Below are 16,259 nucleotides of genomic sequence, written 5' to 3'. Positions count from 1 at the left end.
GATGAACAAGACAATCCAAGAAGTCCTCCATAGGGCTTCTGTTTTTTTAGAACAACATGACCGCGAACCGAAAGTCGCTGAGATTCTCTTGCTTCATCACACTAATTTTACCAAAACAGAACTGATCTTAAATCTGCACGAACCGATCGATCCCGTAATTCACAAAAAATTCCGTGCCGATCTCGAAACGCACGCAACAACAGGCAAACCGGTCCAACACTTAACAGGCACAGAACATTTTTACGGACGCCAGTTCACAGTCAATGAACACGTGCTAATCCCACGCCCAGAAACAGAAGAACTCGTGCAACTGATCCTAGCAAAAACGCAAACAGAACCGCGTCCACTCAAGCTACTCGACATCGGCACAGGCAGTGGCGTGATTCCGATCACACTGAAGAAAGAAGACCCGACGCTGACAGTCGAGGCGAGCGATATTTCCGAACAAGCGCTCACCGTCGCCAAGCAAAACGCAGTCAATCTCAAGGCGGACGTCGTTTTCCATCAAAGTGATTTTTTGCAAAAATGGCTCGGTTCGGGTCAGCAGTTTGACTTGATTGTCTCGAACCCACCGTACATTGCATGGGAAGAGCGGAGCACCTTATCAGACACCGTCAAAAACTTTGATCCGGAGCTGGCGCTAATTGCTGACGAGCAAGGTTTGGCAGCATACAAAACAATTGTTGAGCAAGCAAAATCAGTGCTCAAACCGACTGGTGCGCTTGCGTTTGAAATCGGGCATCAACAAGCTGAAGCCGTCAAAAGCCTGATTCAGTCAGCTTTTCCGACGAGCAAAGTTGAAGTGATCCAAGATATTAACAAAAAAGATCGGATCATTTTCGCAAACTGCTAGTTTAAAAGATTCCCCTTCTGGTGATACTAGTCGTATGATCAATTTTCGGAGGGGAAACGAAATGAAACAGCTGATTCAAGCACTAATTATATGCCTACTTTTACTGACAAATCAACCGCGAACTGACACTTATCAAGTCATTCCAGATGAGGCGATCAGGCTGAGAATTTTAGCGGAGAGTGACGATCCGAGAGATCAACAATTAAAATATGCGATTCGTGATGCGGTTAATTTAGAAATTACCGACTGGGTTGAAGAGCTGACGAGCATCGAGCAAGCACGTGAAAAAATTCAGTCACGTCTCGATCAAATTGACCAAATTGTCGCGACCACATTACGCGAACACGGCTCATCAATTGACTACACTGTTGACTACAATCCGGAAGTTTTATTTCCCGCTAAGCTATATGATCGCTACGTTTATCCGGCTGGAGAATATGAAGCAATTTTAATTACGTTAGGTGAAGGGGAAGGTTCGAACTGGTGGTGTGTCTTATTTCCACCATTATGCTTTCTTGACTTTTCAGCTGGAACGACTGTCGCAACCGACGAGGAAGAAACAGCAGATGAAGCGCCAAAAATTTCATTCTTTTTTCTCGAATGGTTTAAGTAATCTATCATGATTGATTGCTAACTTTCATAGACTAAACTAGAAAACGATGAGAGGGAGCGATTGAGATGCGATTGACCCAACTGCAAGCAGAAGAAAGCGTAAATGAATTACCTTTTCAAGATCTAATTAATCAAAATCTAACCGACTCTGTGACGTATTTAATCAAGCATCAAGAACGAATCATTGGCTTTGTCGAACTCGAACAATTAGAAAAGGGCACATACAAATTAACAAAATTTGTTGTGACCAAACTCGATCATTCAGAGCAATTGATTGAAATTTTTTATCACATTCTCGAAAAGGTCGACCGGCAAGATGCCGATCATTTGCTCGTCGAAACGAAAGAAGAGCCGCTAATTGAGCTATTAAATTTGCTTGGTTTTAAGCGTTGGACGACTGCGACAGACACGTTAGGCTATAGCTACAGTTAGCAACAACTTATACACAGGCGGGTGTAAGTTATCCACCCACACTTACACGACTTTTAATTTTACATGATTAAGCGTTTGTAAAGTTTTCTTAATCATTGATTTTGCTTAATTTTTGCCTATCTAGATCAATTGATCACAGAAACGCCATCATGGCAGGGTTTAGATCCATATTCCGACTGGAAATCAAGGCGAGTCAATTTTTTAATAAAACAATCACCAAAAACTGACTTGTGTAAATTTAAATTAACCGCTAAAATAGGCGCATGGTGAATTTAGCTTGTTAATAAGCTGTGGATAACTCTGTAAGATGAAGGAAGGACTCATTTATGTCAATGCAAACAGAATTTTTAATCTGGAATGAAGAGGCGACAGATCAGTTCGCTCAATATATTCAAGCGGGGGAAGTCGTTGCGTTTCCGACTGAGACGGTTTATGGTCTCGGGGCAGATGCAACAAATCCTGAAGCGGTGGAGAAAATTTTTTCAGCTAAAGGACGGCCGGCTGATAACCCGCTCATCGTTCATGTTGTGAGCACTGAGCAGATCGCACGCTACGTGACAGAAATTTCGCCCGATGCGAAAAAATTAATCGAAGCTTTTATGCCCGGACCGTTAACGGTTGTGCTACCAAGTAACGGAAAAATCTCCACTCAGGTGACGGCTGGTTTAGACACGATCGGTGTTCGCATTCCAGATCATCCGGCTGCACAAGAATTGATTAGAAAAGCTGGCTTGCCGGTCGCGGCGCCGAGCGCGAACCTTTCCGGGAAACCGAGTCCGACGAGCGCAATCCATGTGTTTCAAGATTTAAATGGAAAAATCAAAGCGATTCTAGATGGCGGATCAACAGGTGTTGGCTTGGAGTCGACAGTCGTTGATTGTACCGGGGATCAACCAGAAATTATTCGACCAGGTGGCGTGACACAATTAGAGATCGAGGAAGTCCTCGGTTATCCGATTGAAATCACTAGCGTGGCGATTGCCGAACACGAACCGAAATCACCCGGAATGAAATATACTCACTATCAACCGGACGTGCCGTTAGTCTTAATCGATGGCGACAAAGATTTTTTTCAAGCAAAAATTGATCACTACCGAGCGAACGGGCAAAAGGTCGGTGTGTTGGCGAGCGAGGAACTAGCAACCACGCTTAGTGCTGACCAGATTCATATGTGTGGCACGATCGAAAATATCGCCACAATCGCAAACCAGCTTTACCAATCACTCAGAGCTTTTAAACAAACGGAAGTCGATCTTATTTTGGCGGAGGTTTTTCCGACAGATGGGCTTGGTCAAGCGATTATGAACCGCCTATACAAAGCCGCCGATCGGATTGAAACAGAAGAAAATGACAGGTGAATCACCGAGTCATTTTTTTATTTGGCCAAGCATAAACTTAAGTTAGCTCGTCTGCTTAAGGAGGATTTCCATGCTACGCTCAATGCTCACACCGCTAATACTCTCAATTGTCGTCGCCTTTGACGCATTTTCGGTCTGCCTCGGCATCGGCCTCCGCCCACTCCGCTTGAAAAAAATCGCCACCATCGGCCTCTGGATCGGCTTCTTTCACATGCTCATTCCACTGCTCGGCATCCTGATCGGTAGCATCCTGATCGACCGAATCACACACCTTGCCGAACTACTCAGCGGTCTTTTACTATTCGGCATCGGCGCCCACCTCGTTTTTCAAACCTTCGCCGAACAAATCCGCCAAGCACCACCCAGAACATTAACAATCCCAGCAATCATTATGCTCGCATTATCAGTCAGCATCGATAGCTTTCCTGTCGGCATCAGCCTCGGCATGTCCGGCTTTCAAACAACGTTGGCAATCGCACTCTTCGGCAGTGTCTCGATGTGTGCCGCCTGGACAAGCCTACTAATCGCGAAAAAAGTCCAACGCAACCTCGACCGTTCACTCACCTGGATCAGCGGCGCAATCCTCTGCCTAATCGGCCTGAAGATTATTTTTTATAGCTAATCATAGCGGTTGTTATCCGCACGATTCATCAGACTTCACTAAAAAATCTAGTTCTAATCCGAGGATCAGCTTTTCAGCGATCTCTTTTTTTCGTTAAAAACTCACCCTAATCATCAAAGACAACGCACTAAAATCGGTTTGCTCAACTTGGTTGAATCCCTCTGATATGATATGATTTAGAGGATTAAAAAAGCTAAGGGGAGAAATGATGAAGATACTATTTGTCTGCACAGGGAACACATGCAGAAGTCCGATGGCAGAAGCAATTTTTCAACAAAAATCAGATCTCAAAGTTCAATCGGCAGGAATCGCAGCGATAGCTGGCGAACCGACAAATCAAAAGGCAATCACCACACTTAAAGCAAACAAAATTGAGTTCAGTGGTGAATCACAACCAATCACGGATGATCTGATTAACTGGGCTGATTTAATTTTGACGATGACAAATCAACATAAACATGCGGTTGTGTCTCTTTTTCCAGCGGGCTTTGGCAAAACATATACACTAAAAGAGTATGTTAGTGACGAGGTTGAAGCGATTTGGCAAGCGCTTAAAGAGGCGCGCTTAAAAATTGAAGAAAAACGTGCCCTCGTTAACCAAGCACACGCCCATGACCTAAGTACATTTTTCCAAGAAGAGCAAGATGAAATTGCTCGACTTGAAGAAAAGGTACCAAACTTAGATATCGCTGACCCGTTTGGCCAAGACGAAGCTGTCTATCAACAAGCATACGAAGAAATTGATCAAGCAATCGATAAATTAATCGAAAAGTTGCCAGAATAATGAGAAATTAGCTATTAATTAAGCGAAAAAATGAGTACAATAGACATAATGATATTTTATGAGGAGTGGAATGAAACATGAAAGTAATTGTTACAGCAGATCATGCTGGCTATGAACTAGGACAAGAGCTGAAGCCATTTTTAGAAGAACTTGGCGTCGAAGCAACGTATACAGGACCAAATACAGCAGATTCTGTCGATTTTTCTGACTACGCATTTCCAGCAGCCGAACTTGTTGCTAAAGGTGAATATGACCGCGGGATCGTTGTTTGTGGGACAGGAATTGGGATGTCAATTGCTGCGAACAAAGTTAAAGGCGTCCGTTGTGCACTGGTCCATGACGTTTATACAGCACGCGTCACACGCGAACATAATAACTCAAACGTCCTAGCGATGGGTGCACGTGTTATTGGTGTCGACCTCGCAAAGGAAATTGTTAAAACATGGATTGGCGCAGATTTTGAGGGTGGTCGTCACCAACGTCGAATCGACAAAGTTTCTGATTACGAAGCTTAAGATCGCTAACAAAAAAACTGGTCCTCATGACAAAATGTAATCCTAGCAACTAGAAAAAAGGGGTCCTGAACTGTTTATTATTCAGTAGAGCAAACGCATCTACGATCAAATAATATTTTTACAAAAGAGGATTGAGGGGGAACGATTAGGATGAAATTTTTACAAGAAAGTGATCAAGAATTGTACCAAGCGATTGAACAAGAAAGAGCACGTCAACACGATAAAATTGAACTGATTGCTTCAGAAAACTTTGTCTCACAGGCAGTTATGGAAGCGCAAGGCTCAGTTTTAACAAACAAATACGCTGAAGGTTATCCAGGCAAGCGCTACTACGGTGGTTGTGAGTATGTCGACATCGCAGAAGACCTCGCCCGTGATCGCGCTAAGGAATTATTCGGTGCTGAGCATGTGAACGTGCAACCACACTCTGGCGCACAAGCAAATATGGCCGTTTACTCTGCATTTCTAGAACCAGGCGATACAGTGCTTGGAATGAATCTATCTCACGGTGGGCACTTGACGCACGGTAGCCCAGTTAACTTCAGTGGAAAACTGTATAACTTTGAAGAGTACGGTGTTGATCAAGAAACTGAGGTACTTGATTATGATGCCGTTCGTGAAAAAGCGCTCGAAGTTAAACCGAAATTAATCGTTGCAGGTGCAAGTGCATACCCGCGCATAATTGATTTTAAAAAATTCCGTGAAATCGCTGATGAAGTTGGCGCCTACCTGATGGTTGATATGGCACACGTTGCAGGACTTGTCGCAACAGGTCACCATCCAGACCCAGTTCCTTACGCCGATTTTGTCACAACGACGACACATAAAACACTCCGCGGTCCACGTGGCGGCATGATTTTGACAAAAGAAAAACACGCGAAAAAGATTGATTCATCAGTCTTCCCAGGCATGCAAGGTGGCCCGCTAATGCACGTGATTGCTGCTAAAGCAACGGCACTCAGAGAAGCACTTGAGCCAAGCTTCAAAGATTACTCAGCGCAAATTATTAAAAACGCACAAGCTTTTGCTGAGAGCCTCGAAGCAGAGGGAATCCGCCTCGTTTCTGGTGGAACCGATAATCACCTGCTCTTGCTTGATGTGCGCGCGCTGAACCTCACCGGTAAGGACGCTGAGAAAATTCTCGACGATATCGGCATGACAACGAACAAAAACACGATTCCTTTTGACCCTGAAGGACCATTTATTACAAGTGGTGTTCGCGTCGGAACAGCAGCTGTCACAACACGTGGCTTTAAAGAAGCAGAACTTAAGGAAGTCGGCTCAATCATTGCCTTTACTTTAAAAAATCATCAAGACGAAGCAAAACTTGAAGAAGCGAAACAACGAGTCAAAGCACTCACAGATCGTTTCCCAATTTATAATTAAATTAAAAAGTCGAAACAAGCTGAGTTGTGTTTCGACTTTTTCGTCTGAAAATAGACCTAATTAATAAATATCGCAAAAACATTCAAACTTCACTTGAAAGCAACCACGATTTTCTGTACAATTTTAGAGATATATATAATCTTAAAAGGAGTGATCGAACGTGAGCAATGTATTTGTACTGGATCATCCATTAATACAACACAAAATCACACATATTCGAAAAACAGACACAGGAACAAAGGAATTCCGTGAATTAGTTGATGAAGTCGCTGGTCTGATGGCCTACGAAATCACACGCGACCTGCCTGTAACTGAAATCGAAATTGAAACACCTGTCGCAAAAACGAAATCAAACGTATTAAGCGGTAAGAAAATTGGGATCGTTCCTATTTTACGAGCAGGCTTAGGCATGGTTGATGGAGTTTTACGCCACATCCCAGCAGCAAGAGTCGGCCACGTCGGACTATACCGCGACCCTGAAACATTACAACCTGTCGAATATTATTTCAAAATGCCCAGCGACATTTCTGAGCGTGAATTAATCGTTGTTGACCCGATGCTTGCAACAGGTGGATCAGCTGTAGACGCGATCGATTCCTTGAAAAAGCGCGGCGCCAAACGCATTAAATTTGTTTGCCTAATCGCTGCCCCAGAAGGTGTCAAATACTTACAAGAAAAACACCCTGACGTCGACATTTACCTCGCACAAATTGACGAGAAACTCGACGAAAAAGGCTACATCGTTCCAGGACTAGGCGATGCAGGCGACCGCCTCTTCGGAACAAAATAAATAGAACTACCAAAAAATTGCTTCTTCTATAGAGGCAGTTTTTTTATTTTTCAAAAATGGTTCGCTGTGTATTGAGGAATTCGACGAACTTGAGAGCAAATCGCTGAACTTGAGAGCAAATCGCTGAACTTGAGAGCAAATCGCTGAACTTGAGAGCAAATCGCTGAACTTGAGAGCAAATCGCTGAACTTGAGAGCAAATCGCTGAACTTGAGAGCAAATCGCTGAACTTGAGAACAAATCGCTGAACTTGAGAGCAAATCGCGTAACTTGAGAGCAAATCGCTCAACTTGAGAGCAAATCGCTGAACTTGAGAGCAAATCGCGTAACTTGAGAGCAAATCGCGTAACTTGAGAGCAAATCGCTGAACTTGAGAGCAAATCGCGTAACTTGAGAGCAAATCGCTGAACTTGAGAACAAATCGCTCAACTTGAGAGCAATTCCTAGAATGTATTTTTTTTCACCAAACAAACCATACTACAATAAAAAAAGAGGTGGAACTAATGAGAAATAGTCTATTAATTATTCTTCTACTCATCGCGCTGCCACTCCCAACTAGCGCCCAACAACATCATACAACGAAAATACTACTCGAATTACATACTTCAGCAACAGACTTTGAAACAGAGCTTGAAAAATATTTCCCATCAGTCACAATTCTCGAAAAATTCGACACCCTTTTTAACGGAATTGCGATTGAAGGACGCAAACACCAGCTCGATCGCATCGGTGAACTTGATGCGGTAAAGCAAGCATATCCGGTCACAACTTACACGGTGACACCTGAAAACATCCAATTACTCAATCAAGCCGACTTAGACTTGCCAGCACAACCGAAACCCACCGACCAAACTTACACTGGAAAGGGAATCAAAATTGGCGTGATCGACACTGGCATCGACTATACCCACCCAGATCTCGCGCCCAACTTCAAAGGTGGCTACGATCTCGTTGATTTTGACGATGATCCGATGGAAACGACCCCTACTCAAGGGAACCCTACCCTCCACGGCACCCATGTTGCCGGAATCATCGGAGCGAATGGCACATTCCAAGGCGTCGCACCAGATGCGGAACTTTACAGCTATCGCGCACTTGGTCCTGGTGGCACAGGCACATCTGTTCAAGTTATCGCTGCTCTCGAAAAAGCAGTCACCGACGGGATGGACATCATCAACCTCTCGCTCGGCAACAATGTTAACGGGCCAGACTATCCGACTAGTCTAGCCGTCAACGAAGCGATCAAACACGGTGTCACAGTCGTGATCGCCAACGGAAACTCAGGTCCAGACGAATGGACGGTCGGCTCACCAGCTACCGCCACCGACGCGATCGCAGTCGGCGCATCAACCCAAATGTACCAAACACCGATCTTGACCGAACCAAAGCACAGAAAACAAATCGAATTCAGCCAAATTGCCAATACCCCAGACTGGACACTCACCCGAGATTATCCAATCGCAGACCACGGCTTAGGCACTGAGCCACTCCCGGATCTAACCGGAAAAATCGTCTTATTCCAACGTGGGGAGATCAGTTTTTATGAAAAACTCACCCAAGCTCAACAAGCGAATGCAGAAGCGGCAGTGATCTACAATGATTCCCCGGAGCCGATCGAAGCAGGTGTTGATGGCGAAATCGATTTACCGGCCGTCTTTATTTCACAAGCCGACGGTGAATGGCTCAAATCAGAAGTCGAAACGAATCCGACTGTTTGGCTCGAGACAACATATGAAATACATGAGAATAAAATTGCCAATTTTAGTTCACGTGGTCCGGTTACCGCCAATTGGCAGATCAAGCCTGATCTCGTCGCACCTGGTGTTGATATCATCAGCACAGTTCCCGACGGCTACGCAAGCTTACAAGGAACGAGTATGGCTGCCCCCTATGTCGCTGGAGTACTCGCCGTTCTCAAACAAGCACACCCGACTTGGACACCAGCCCAATTAAAAGCAGCCCTGCTCACCCAAGCAACCCGACTAGCAAATCAAGCGCCGATTGAGCAAGGGATGGGAGAAGTCAATTTAACTGAAAGTCTTCAAACGCCAGTTTTAATTGAAAATTCAACGATTAACTTTGGTCTAATTGATCAACGAATCAACGAGCAGACCCATCGATTAACGGTGACTAATCTAACGACTGAGCCGATCAAGCTCGCATTCAAGCGACCGCAGATTAAACAGGGAATCAAATGGACGCTACCAATGACAACAATACTCGAACCGAACGAGCCAACGCCGATTGAAGTCAAACTATCGATTCGACCGCAACAACTTGAGACAGGAATCCATCAAGATTATTTAACTGTAACGATCGAGGAAGAGAATTATGATTTACCGTATTTATTTATTAACCAAACAGCAGAGTTTCCCCAAATTGCTGGTTTTGAACTCGAGCAAAGTACGAAAGATGAGCAGATTTATCATCTTCGACTTCAAATTGCCGATCAGAGTGACTCACTAACTGTCGATCATTATGACCCAGTCACATTCGCGTATCTCGGTCAACTTTATTATGCAGATGGGATTGAAGCGGGACTACTTGAAACAGAAATCGACCTCTCTGATAGCAAACCGCTCAACCATTATTTAATCAATGTCACAATTGAATCTGACCACCAACACAATTCATTTCAACAATTGATCCAACATTAAAACTTTAACAATTGCACGAGCTATGTTAAAGTTTTTTTAGTAGGTAAGAAACAACTTTCTTATAAACATTCGACATCAACCGCTAATATTTCCCGGGAAATAACACAAATCGAAGGAGGAATAAACATGTTACAAAACCTTGGCACACAAGCACTTGTCAATATGATTTCACATTTTATTTTTATCATTATTACCTGGCAAGTACTTCAGGCCGTCCGCTTAGACGAGCTGTTTAAGAAAAACCGCATCACAGAAGCACGGATTGTAATCATCTTCTTAACAATTACAATCGGTTCAACCGTCAGTCATTTTTTCATTGACTTAATCAATTGGACACAACAAATATCATACTTGTTTTAACCACCCCAGTGATTTTTCCAACCGCGAAAAATCACAATCCCCCCTCCTTTTTCAGAAAGCCTCACCAAACACAATCCCCGCCACAACAACAATCCAAACCATCTATCCAACCTCAAACACAAAAAACAGGTTAACTTTTTTAGAAATCGGGAAGGTTATACTAAACCAAATGAATAAAACCAATCCTCCTCGGTGATACTGGGTACTAAAAAGAACTGAGGAGAAACAAATGAAAATAATGATTCATAGTTTACTTGTTTTAATGATGATTCAACTGATTATGCCGATGCCAACTAAAGTTGAAACACCATTAGACGAACTGATTCAATTTGCCGACCAACACGACTACCCAATTGAATTCGGTGAACTAACAATTAAAGAAACATTCACAACAAGCGAAACTGAACAAATTAAACTCGCCCTGATCAGAGCAGGTTTTCAAAAAACAAATGAAGTCAATCAATACGAACGCAAGCTAAACGATGATCTACATGAAATAATCACAATCATCGATTCGATCGAGCAAGTCAATCAAGCCGTTAATTATCAGCTTTTAGGAAATGTTAACCACATGAATCGAACCGATGATTATGCTGAAACTGTTAAATCACTTATTTCCACTATTTACACAACAGAAAAGCAACAATATGCTTGTTTAAAGATATCTAGTCATGATATGATGTTAAGTGGATATTTTTTTGCGGAAATCCAAAAAAACTTAAACTATCAAGAGATTGATAGAATTGAAGAGCCTGATCTAACAGTCATCTCAGGCTATACAACACAATTTAACCAACAGATACCTTATGGAAATGAACAAATGAACGTACAGATTTCAGTCAGACAAAGGTCGAATCAAGAAAAACAAATCATGATAGGCACACCTATCCTAATGACTGAATACTAATGATATATAGACTTTGAAATTTAGAGGAGAATGCATCTTGGAAAAAATAATCATTAAAGGTGGTAGCCGTTTATTCGGAACAGTTAAGGTTGAAGGAGCAAAAAATGCTGTTTTACCCGTAATCGCCGCAACACTGATGGCATCTACAGGTGTATCAAGAATCAATAACGTCCCTGCACTAGCAGATGTATACACAATAAAAGATGTTTTAAAACATATGAACGCAAATGTTAATTTAAAAGATAACCAACTAACCGTCAATGCGACTAATCAGTTACTTACAGAAGCACCATTAGAATACGTGACAAAAATGCGCGCATCGGTACTCGTTTTAGGACCACTGCTCGCTCGTTATGGCCATGCGAAAGTTGCCATGCCAGGCGGTTGTGCAATTGGATCACGTCCGATTGATTTACATTTAAAAGGCTTCGAAGCACTCGGAGCAAAAGTCCATGTAGGCAATGGCTATGTTGAAGCATATGCAAATAAACCTTTGAAAGGCGCAAAGGTCTATTTGGATGTGCCTAGTGTTGGTGCAACGGAAAATATTATGATGGCCGCAACACTTGCTAAAGGAAAATCAATTATCGAAAACGCTGCTAAAGAACCTGAAATTGTTGACTTAGCAAACTTCCTCAATAAAATGGGCGCCCGAGTGATTGGCGCTGGAACAGAAACGATCAAGATCTACGGTGTTGACACACTAAAAGGTGCAGAACATACCGTTATTTCTGATCGCATTGAAGCAGGGACTTATATGGCTGCAGCTGCCCTAACAGGTGGAAATGTTCTCGTTGAAGGTGCAGAAATTGACCACTGTCGTGCAATCGTGTCAAAACTTGAAGAAATGGGTGTCACGATTATCCCAGAACCAAATGGTATTCGTGTCATTGGACCGGAAAAACTGATCCCAGTTGATATCAAAACATTGCCATACCCAGGCTTCCCAACCGATATGCAGTCACAAATGATGACACTCATGCTTAAAGCTGAAGGTACAAGTATCGTCACAGAAACTGTCTTTGAAAATCGCTTCATGCACGTCGAAGAATTTCGTCGCATGAATGCGAATATGAAAATTGAGGGACGAAGTGTCGTCATTAAAGGTGATCGTGAATTACAAGGTGCAGAAGTTCAAGCAACAGACCTAAGAGCAGGTGCATCGCTTGTTTTGCTTGGCCTCGTCGCAGACGGTTATACACGCGTCACTGAACTGAAGCACATCGACCGTGGTTACGTCGGCCTTGTTGAAAACTTACGCGCACTCGGTGCCGACATCGAACGTGTCAACGAAAGCTCAACAATTACACCAGAAGAAACGGTCGAACAAGTCTCTTCATTATAAACCGTCCAAACTCCCCTTAAGCTTAGGCTAATTTCTAACAAAAAATTAACCTAACCCTAAGGGGAGTTTTTTAGATTTGGTTGATTTAAACCCGCAGTTAGCCGAACCTTCGCGTTCCGTGGGCACGGCTTCAGCTAACCTAGGAAAGAAGATCGCTTTCCTAGGTGGATCTTCAGCTCGTGCTGGTCCCACTGGAGTCTACGGTTCGGCTAACTGCTAATCATCAAGTCATTATATTTAGCAAACCTTATATATAATCATTTTAATTCAATAAATTTGACGAAAGTTAATCCAGTGATTGTAACGGCAGGCGGCGACTCCTGTGGGAATAGCATGAGTCCGAAAATCCTTATTGTGACACGGCAGTGGAACAATAAAAGTTGAGGCCATGCCCACGGAACGCGTCCGCCTAGAGTGAAAATCACGTGCGTTCTTCAACTAAATCATTAACTCAATAAACCGTCATAGTTTAACTTCCCCTTTCATAGAGTATAATGTTTACCATATTTAGATTGGAGGGCTTAATGATTTTAGCTAAACAGTCGAAGCGCAGGTCAGTTCAACCGATTGTCATTTTAATTGTCACAACGTCCATCTTGGTTTTGAGCCTACCATCATTAATTATTTTACTATTTTCAAAAGACGAAGTAGAGCGGGTAACGAGTGAGTCCGTTGATCACGTCATAGATCTAACGAATGAAAGTGAGCTCACTGTTCATGTCGAGCGATCGGTTTCAAATGAAGTCGAATCGATTCCACTTGAACAATATGTAGCGAGTGTCGTTGCTTCTGAAATGCCAGCTGAATTTGAGTTGGAGGCATTAAAAGCCCAAGCTTTAGCAGCCCGAACATATATCGTTCAGTATATGCTATCAACTGGCTCCGTTGATCCAGAACCAATCATTACCGATACCGTTCAGCATCAGGTTTATAAAAATCAAGATGAACTGAAGGAACAGTGGGGGACTGATTTTAACTGGAAAATGGAAAAAATTACTGACGCCGTGCTCGGAACAGCCGGACAAATCTTAACGTATCAGGAAAAACCAATTACACCTGCTTTTTTCTCAACGAGTAATGGTAAGACAGAAAATGCCGAAGACTATTGGGAAAATCCTTTGCCTTATTTGGTCAGTGTTGAAAGTCCGTGGGATGTTGTTTCACCAAGATACTTAGATCAGAAGAGTATCGCGATTGCTGATGTTGAGTCACTGCTTGGGATTCAGCTTAACGTGCAAATTGAACAGGCGCCGACAACGTATACAAATAGTGGTCGGGTAAAAACGGTTCAGTTGGGTGGAGAATTTTTCACAGGAAGAGAAATTCGTGAAGTTTTGGGTTTGCGTTCAACTGATTTTGAGATCGAGCAAAAGGATGACCATTTGATTTTTACGACGAAGGGTTTTGGTCATGGGGTCGGGATGAGTCAGTACGGAGCGAATGGGATGGCGGAGGAAGGGAAGACGTATGCGGAGATCGTCGCGCACTATTATCAGGGGGTTGAGATTTCGCAGTTGAGTGAGGGGGAGTTACCTCAGTTGGAGTGGGTGACGGCGCGGGTTGATTAATATTTTTGCTAAAAAAATAATTTAAATGTATATAAATGCCTCTTTCTGATCACAATGGTTGCTGAGGTGATAAATATGAAAGAGGAAAAGCGTGGTCTTAAGCACCACTGGAAGCGGATTGTTGGTAAGAAAGGTTTTTTCCCGGCGCTTTATCTTGTTGTTGCGGCATTGTTGTTAACTGGTGTACTTTGGTTTCAAAATACGAATCGAATTTCGGAGCCAGATTTAGATCTTGATTTTAATTATCAAGATGAGCTCAGGGGTGATCAGGCGCTTGGTTTGGATGAGCCATCTGAGCCGGTGACGACACCTGTGGAGAATGTCAGTTTACCAATTTTGGCTGAGAGTAAGACGCAGATTGTGACTAAGTTTTATGATCATGAGGCGGATCAAGAGGATCAAGAACAAGCACTTGTATTCTACAACAATAAATACTACCAGAGCCAAGGCATTGATATTGCTGCGACAAATGATGAGCCGTTACCGGTCGTCGCTGCTTTAAGTGGTGAAGTTGTTGAAGTGAAGGAAAATCCGTTGCTTGGGCTTGTTGTTCAGATGAAGCATGATCATGATGTGACGACATACTACTCGAGCTTGGTTGATGTTGAGGTGAAGGAAGGGCAGAGTGTTGCTCAAGGTGAAGTGATTGCCCATGCTGGAACGAACGTCTTCAATAAGGATAAAGGTGTTCATGTCCATTTTGAAATTCGTAAAGATGATCAGCCGGTTAATCCAGAGTTGTATATTGATCAATCAGTGGCAGATTTGACTGTTGAAGCAAGCGAGGCGCCAACTGAACCAGATCAAGAACGTGAAAATCCAGATCTCGAAACAAGCTTACCAAAACCGCAAACTTGATCTCAGAAAACCCAGTACTTATAATAAAGTACTGGGTTTTTTAATCTGTCTTTTGCGAAAAAGGTTGAATTATTGAACAGTTTGTCATATTCATTGTTTATAGTTGAATATATTTACAAAAACTCCTTGTAAAAAAATGAAAATATGTAATAATGGGTATATATAAATAGATGGGAATGAAGGGAAGGGAATTCAATGTCTAAGATAGATGGACTAGCAGATTTTAGAGATGCTGACCATTATTTGAGTTGGTTAAAAACACATCATGATGTTGAATCGCACCCTGAAAAATTAAAAACCTACTTTCTCAAAACAACCGACTCATATTCACAATGTATCGGTTTAGAGTTTTTACTAATGAATGGTTACATGGAAGCTTTTGACCAGTTGTTAGAACAAAATAACCAGAGTCGCTCGAAACGAAACCGAGAGTGGGCGAATCTCTATAATTTGATCATGATGAAGCAAAAACGAACATTGTCTAAGAGTGAATTACTTGAATTAGCACAAAGCTTTCGGACAGATGAAGTTGAATTACAATGTATCCAGCTTTTTTTAGAGATTTCAATCTACTTTGATATCTTTGATTACAGTGCGGTTGCGAACAGATTAGACCCACTTACGGATAAACTTAAGCAAGTTAATGATCCGATTTTATCGCCTTTGTTGAAGCAACGCCTGAATCTCGTGTTATTCCACCATTATTGGAAGCGGAATGAAATGGTTTTGGCTAGGAAATATGGTTTTGAATCATTAGTTAACACGACGAATATTCGGTATTTAGCGAATTTGCACATCAACATGAGCTTATCGTATATTTTTGATGATTTTGATTTAGCTAATTATCATTTAAATGAAACGATTCGTCTCGCTGAAAAAAATAACTTGCCAAAATTAATATCAGCCGTGCAGAATTCAAATAAACCATTTATTTATGCACATTTTAAACGGACTGAAGGGATAGAAACACCAAACAAAAGTGAACAAGCACATCTAGCTTTAGCACGGGGGGATTTTAAAACAGCTAAACGTATTTTATCAGAAGTAACTGAAGATACGCCATTCACCAAGTATTATATCGGGCGTGCTTACCAAGATCGTCGCATCCTACTTCAATCGTATAATGAATTCCTAGAGCACCGTAGCGATCACTTTTTTGCACGGCTACCACTAACAGCATTGCAAACGCTGTAGCTTCAGTTGATTCATATAA

At 42.5% G+C, this 16,259-nt stretch carries 16 protein-coding genes; all 16 read left to right on the top strand.

What is annotated here, in order from left to right; genetic code table 11:
* Position 1: 1 nt before the first annotated feature.
* The 16 genes from prmC to ABD814_RS07030 all read left to right on the top strand — a co-directional run bounded on the left by prmC (position 2) and on the right by ABD814_RS07030 (position 16,240).
* The gene (prmC, locus tag ABD814_RS07105; RefSeq protein WP_344911715.1) at positions 2 to 853 is read left to right on the top strand and encodes a peptide chain release factor N(5)-glutamine methyltransferase; all 852 of its coding nucleotides are present in this window, start codon (positions 2 to 4) and stop codon (positions 851 to 853) included.
* 61 nt (positions 854 to 914) lie between these two features.
* Positions 915 to 1,466 (top strand): stage II sporulation protein R, encoded by a 552-nt coding sequence (gene spoIIR / locus ABD814_RS07100; RefSeq protein ID WP_344911696.1) that lies wholly within the window; start codon positions 915 to 917, stop codon positions 1,464 to 1,466.
* A gap of 65 nt (positions 1,467 to 1,531) precedes the next feature.
* Positions 1,532 to 1,897 carry a hypothetical protein gene (locus ABD814_RS07095; protein ID WP_344911695.1) on the top strand — a complete coding sequence of 122 codons (366 nt, stop codon included), beginning with the start codon at positions 1,532 to 1,534 and terminating at the stop codon, positions 1,895 to 1,897.
* Between the two features lie 326 nt (positions 1,898 to 2,223).
* Positions 2,224 to 3,255, top strand: a complete 1,032-nt coding sequence (locus ABD814_RS07090; protein ID WP_344911693.1) for an L-threonylcarbamoyladenylate synthase — start codon at positions 2,224 to 2,226, stop codon at positions 3,253 to 3,255.
* A gap of 70 nt (positions 3,256 to 3,325) precedes the next feature.
* Positions 3,326 to 3,877 (top strand): manganese efflux pump MntP, encoded by a 552-nt coding sequence (locus ABD814_RS07085; RefSeq protein WP_344911692.1) that lies wholly within the window; start codon positions 3,326 to 3,328, stop codon positions 3,875 to 3,877.
* Positions 3,878 to 4,085: 208 nt separating this feature from the next.
* Positions 4,086 to 4,661 carry a low molecular weight protein arginine phosphatase gene (locus tag ABD814_RS07080; protein WP_344911691.1) on the top strand — a complete coding sequence of 192 codons (576 nt, stop codon included), beginning with the start codon at positions 4,086 to 4,088 and terminating at the stop codon, positions 4,659 to 4,661.
* A 77-nt stretch (positions 4,662 to 4,738) separates the two neighbouring features.
* On the top strand, positions 4,739 to 5,176 hold the full coding sequence (gene rpiB / locus ABD814_RS07075; protein ID WP_344911689.1) for a ribose 5-phosphate isomerase B: 438 nt from the start codon (positions 4,739 to 4,741) through the stop codon (positions 5,174 to 5,176).
* Positions 5,177 to 5,326: 150 nt separating this feature from the next.
* On the top strand, positions 5,327 to 6,562 hold the full coding sequence (locus ABD814_RS07070) for a serine hydroxymethyltransferase (protein ID WP_344911688.1): 1,236 nt from the start codon (positions 5,327 to 5,329) through the stop codon (positions 6,560 to 6,562).
* A gap of 160 nt (positions 6,563 to 6,722) precedes the next feature.
* Complete coding sequence (upp, locus tag ABD814_RS07065; RefSeq protein WP_344911687.1) at positions 6,723 to 7,352, top strand: uracil phosphoribosyltransferase; 630 nt, start codon at positions 6,723 to 6,725, stop codon at positions 7,350 to 7,352.
* Positions 7,353 to 7,854: 502 nt separating this feature from the next.
* On the top strand, positions 7,855 to 10,008 hold the full coding sequence (locus ABD814_RS07060; protein WP_344911685.1) for a S8 family serine peptidase: 2,154 nt from the start codon (positions 7,855 to 7,857) through the stop codon (positions 10,006 to 10,008).
* 126 nt (positions 10,009 to 10,134) lie between these two features.
* Positions 10,135 to 10,368, top strand: a complete 234-nt coding sequence (locus tag ABD814_RS07055) for a DUF1146 family protein (RefSeq protein ID WP_344911683.1) — start codon at positions 10,135 to 10,137, stop codon at positions 10,366 to 10,368.
* Positions 10,369 to 10,597: 229 nt separating this feature from the next.
* A complete protein-coding gene (locus ABD814_RS07050) occupies positions 10,598 to 11,275 on the top strand; it encodes a YwmB family TATA-box binding protein (protein WP_344911682.1) in 678 nt (225 codons plus the stop codon).
* 37 nt (positions 11,276 to 11,312) lie between these two features.
* A complete protein-coding gene (gene murA, locus ABD814_RS07045; RefSeq protein ID WP_344911680.1) occupies positions 11,313 to 12,620 on the top strand; it encodes a UDP-N-acetylglucosamine 1-carboxyvinyltransferase in 1,308 nt (435 codons plus the stop codon).
* A 524-nt stretch (positions 12,621 to 13,144) separates the two neighbouring features.
* Positions 13,145 to 14,188 carry a stage II sporulation protein D gene (gene spoIID, locus ABD814_RS07040; protein WP_344911679.1) on the top strand — a complete coding sequence of 348 codons (1,044 nt, stop codon included), beginning with the start codon at positions 13,145 to 13,147 and terminating at the stop codon, positions 14,186 to 14,188.
* 75 nt (positions 14,189 to 14,263) lie between these two features.
* Positions 14,264 to 15,046, top strand: coding sequence for a stage II sporulation protein SpoIIQ (spoIIQ, locus tag ABD814_RS07035; protein ID WP_344911678.1), 783 nt, complete (start codon positions 14,264 to 14,266; stop codon positions 15,044 to 15,046).
* A gap of 195 nt (positions 15,047 to 15,241) precedes the next feature.
* Complete coding sequence (locus ABD814_RS07030; RefSeq protein WP_344911676.1) at positions 15,242 to 16,240, top strand: AimR family lysis-lysogeny pheromone receptor; 999 nt, start codon at positions 15,242 to 15,244, stop codon at positions 16,238 to 16,240.
* Positions 16,241 to 16,259 lie beyond the last annotated feature (19 nt).

This window comes from Amphibacillus indicireducens (genome assembly GCF_039539605.1).
In the GTDB taxonomy this organism is placed as follows: Bacteria; Bacillota; Bacilli; order Bacillales; family Amphibacillaceae; genus Amphibacillus; species Amphibacillus indicireducens.
The sequence above is the reverse complement of the archived record's forward strand: the minus strand, read 5'-3'. Positions and strand labels throughout refer to the sequence as shown.

Excerpts from the sequence above, each read along its gene's own strand:
- ABD814_RS07060 (WP_344911685.1), top strand. The coding sequence starts at position 7,855 with ATGAGAAATAGTCTATTAATTATTCTTCTACTCATCGCGCTGCCACTC.
- spoIID (WP_344911679.1), top strand. The coding sequence starts at position 13,145 with ATGATTTTAGCTAAACAGTCGAAGCGCAGGTCAGTTCAACCGATTGTC.
- ABD814_RS07080 (WP_344911691.1), top strand. The coding sequence starts at position 4,086 with ATGAAGATACTATTTGTCTGCACAGGGAACACATGCAGAAGTCCGATG.
- ABD814_RS07085 (WP_344911692.1), top strand. The coding sequence starts at position 3,326 with ATGCTACGCTCAATGCTCACACCGCTAATACTCTCAATTGTCGTCGCC.
- ABD814_RS07050 (WP_344911682.1), top strand. The coding sequence starts at position 10,598 with ATGAAAATAATGATTCATAGTTTACTTGTTTTAATGATGATTCAACTG.
- spoIIQ (WP_344911678.1), top strand. The coding sequence starts at position 14,264 with ATGAAAGAGGAAAAGCGTGGTCTTAAGCACCACTGGAAGCGGATTGTT.
- rpiB (WP_344911689.1), top strand. The coding sequence starts at position 4,739 with ATGAAAGTAATTGTTACAGCAGATCATGCTGGCTATGAACTAGGACAA.
- ABD814_RS07090 (WP_344911693.1), top strand. The coding sequence starts at position 2,224 with ATGTCAATGCAAACAGAATTTTTAATCTGGAATGAAGAGGCGACAGAT.
- prmC (WP_344911715.1), top strand. The coding sequence starts at position 2 with ATGAACAAGACAATCCAAGAAGTCCTCCATAGGGCTTCTGTTTTTTTA.
- spoIIR (WP_344911696.1), top strand. The coding sequence starts at position 915 with ATGAAACAGCTGATTCAAGCACTAATTATATGCCTACTTTTACTGACA.
- ABD814_RS07095 (WP_344911695.1), top strand. The coding sequence starts at position 1,532 with ATGCGATTGACCCAACTGCAAGCAGAAGAAAGCGTAAATGAATTACCT.
- ABD814_RS07055 (WP_344911683.1), top strand. The coding sequence starts at position 10,135 with ATGTTACAAAACCTTGGCACACAAGCACTTGTCAATATGATTTCACAT.
- ABD814_RS07070 (WP_344911688.1), top strand. The coding sequence starts at position 5,327 with ATGAAATTTTTACAAGAAAGTGATCAAGAATTGTACCAAGCGATTGAA.
- ABD814_RS07030 (WP_344911676.1), top strand. The coding sequence starts at position 15,242 with ATGTCTAAGATAGATGGACTAGCAGATTTTAGAGATGCTGACCATTAT.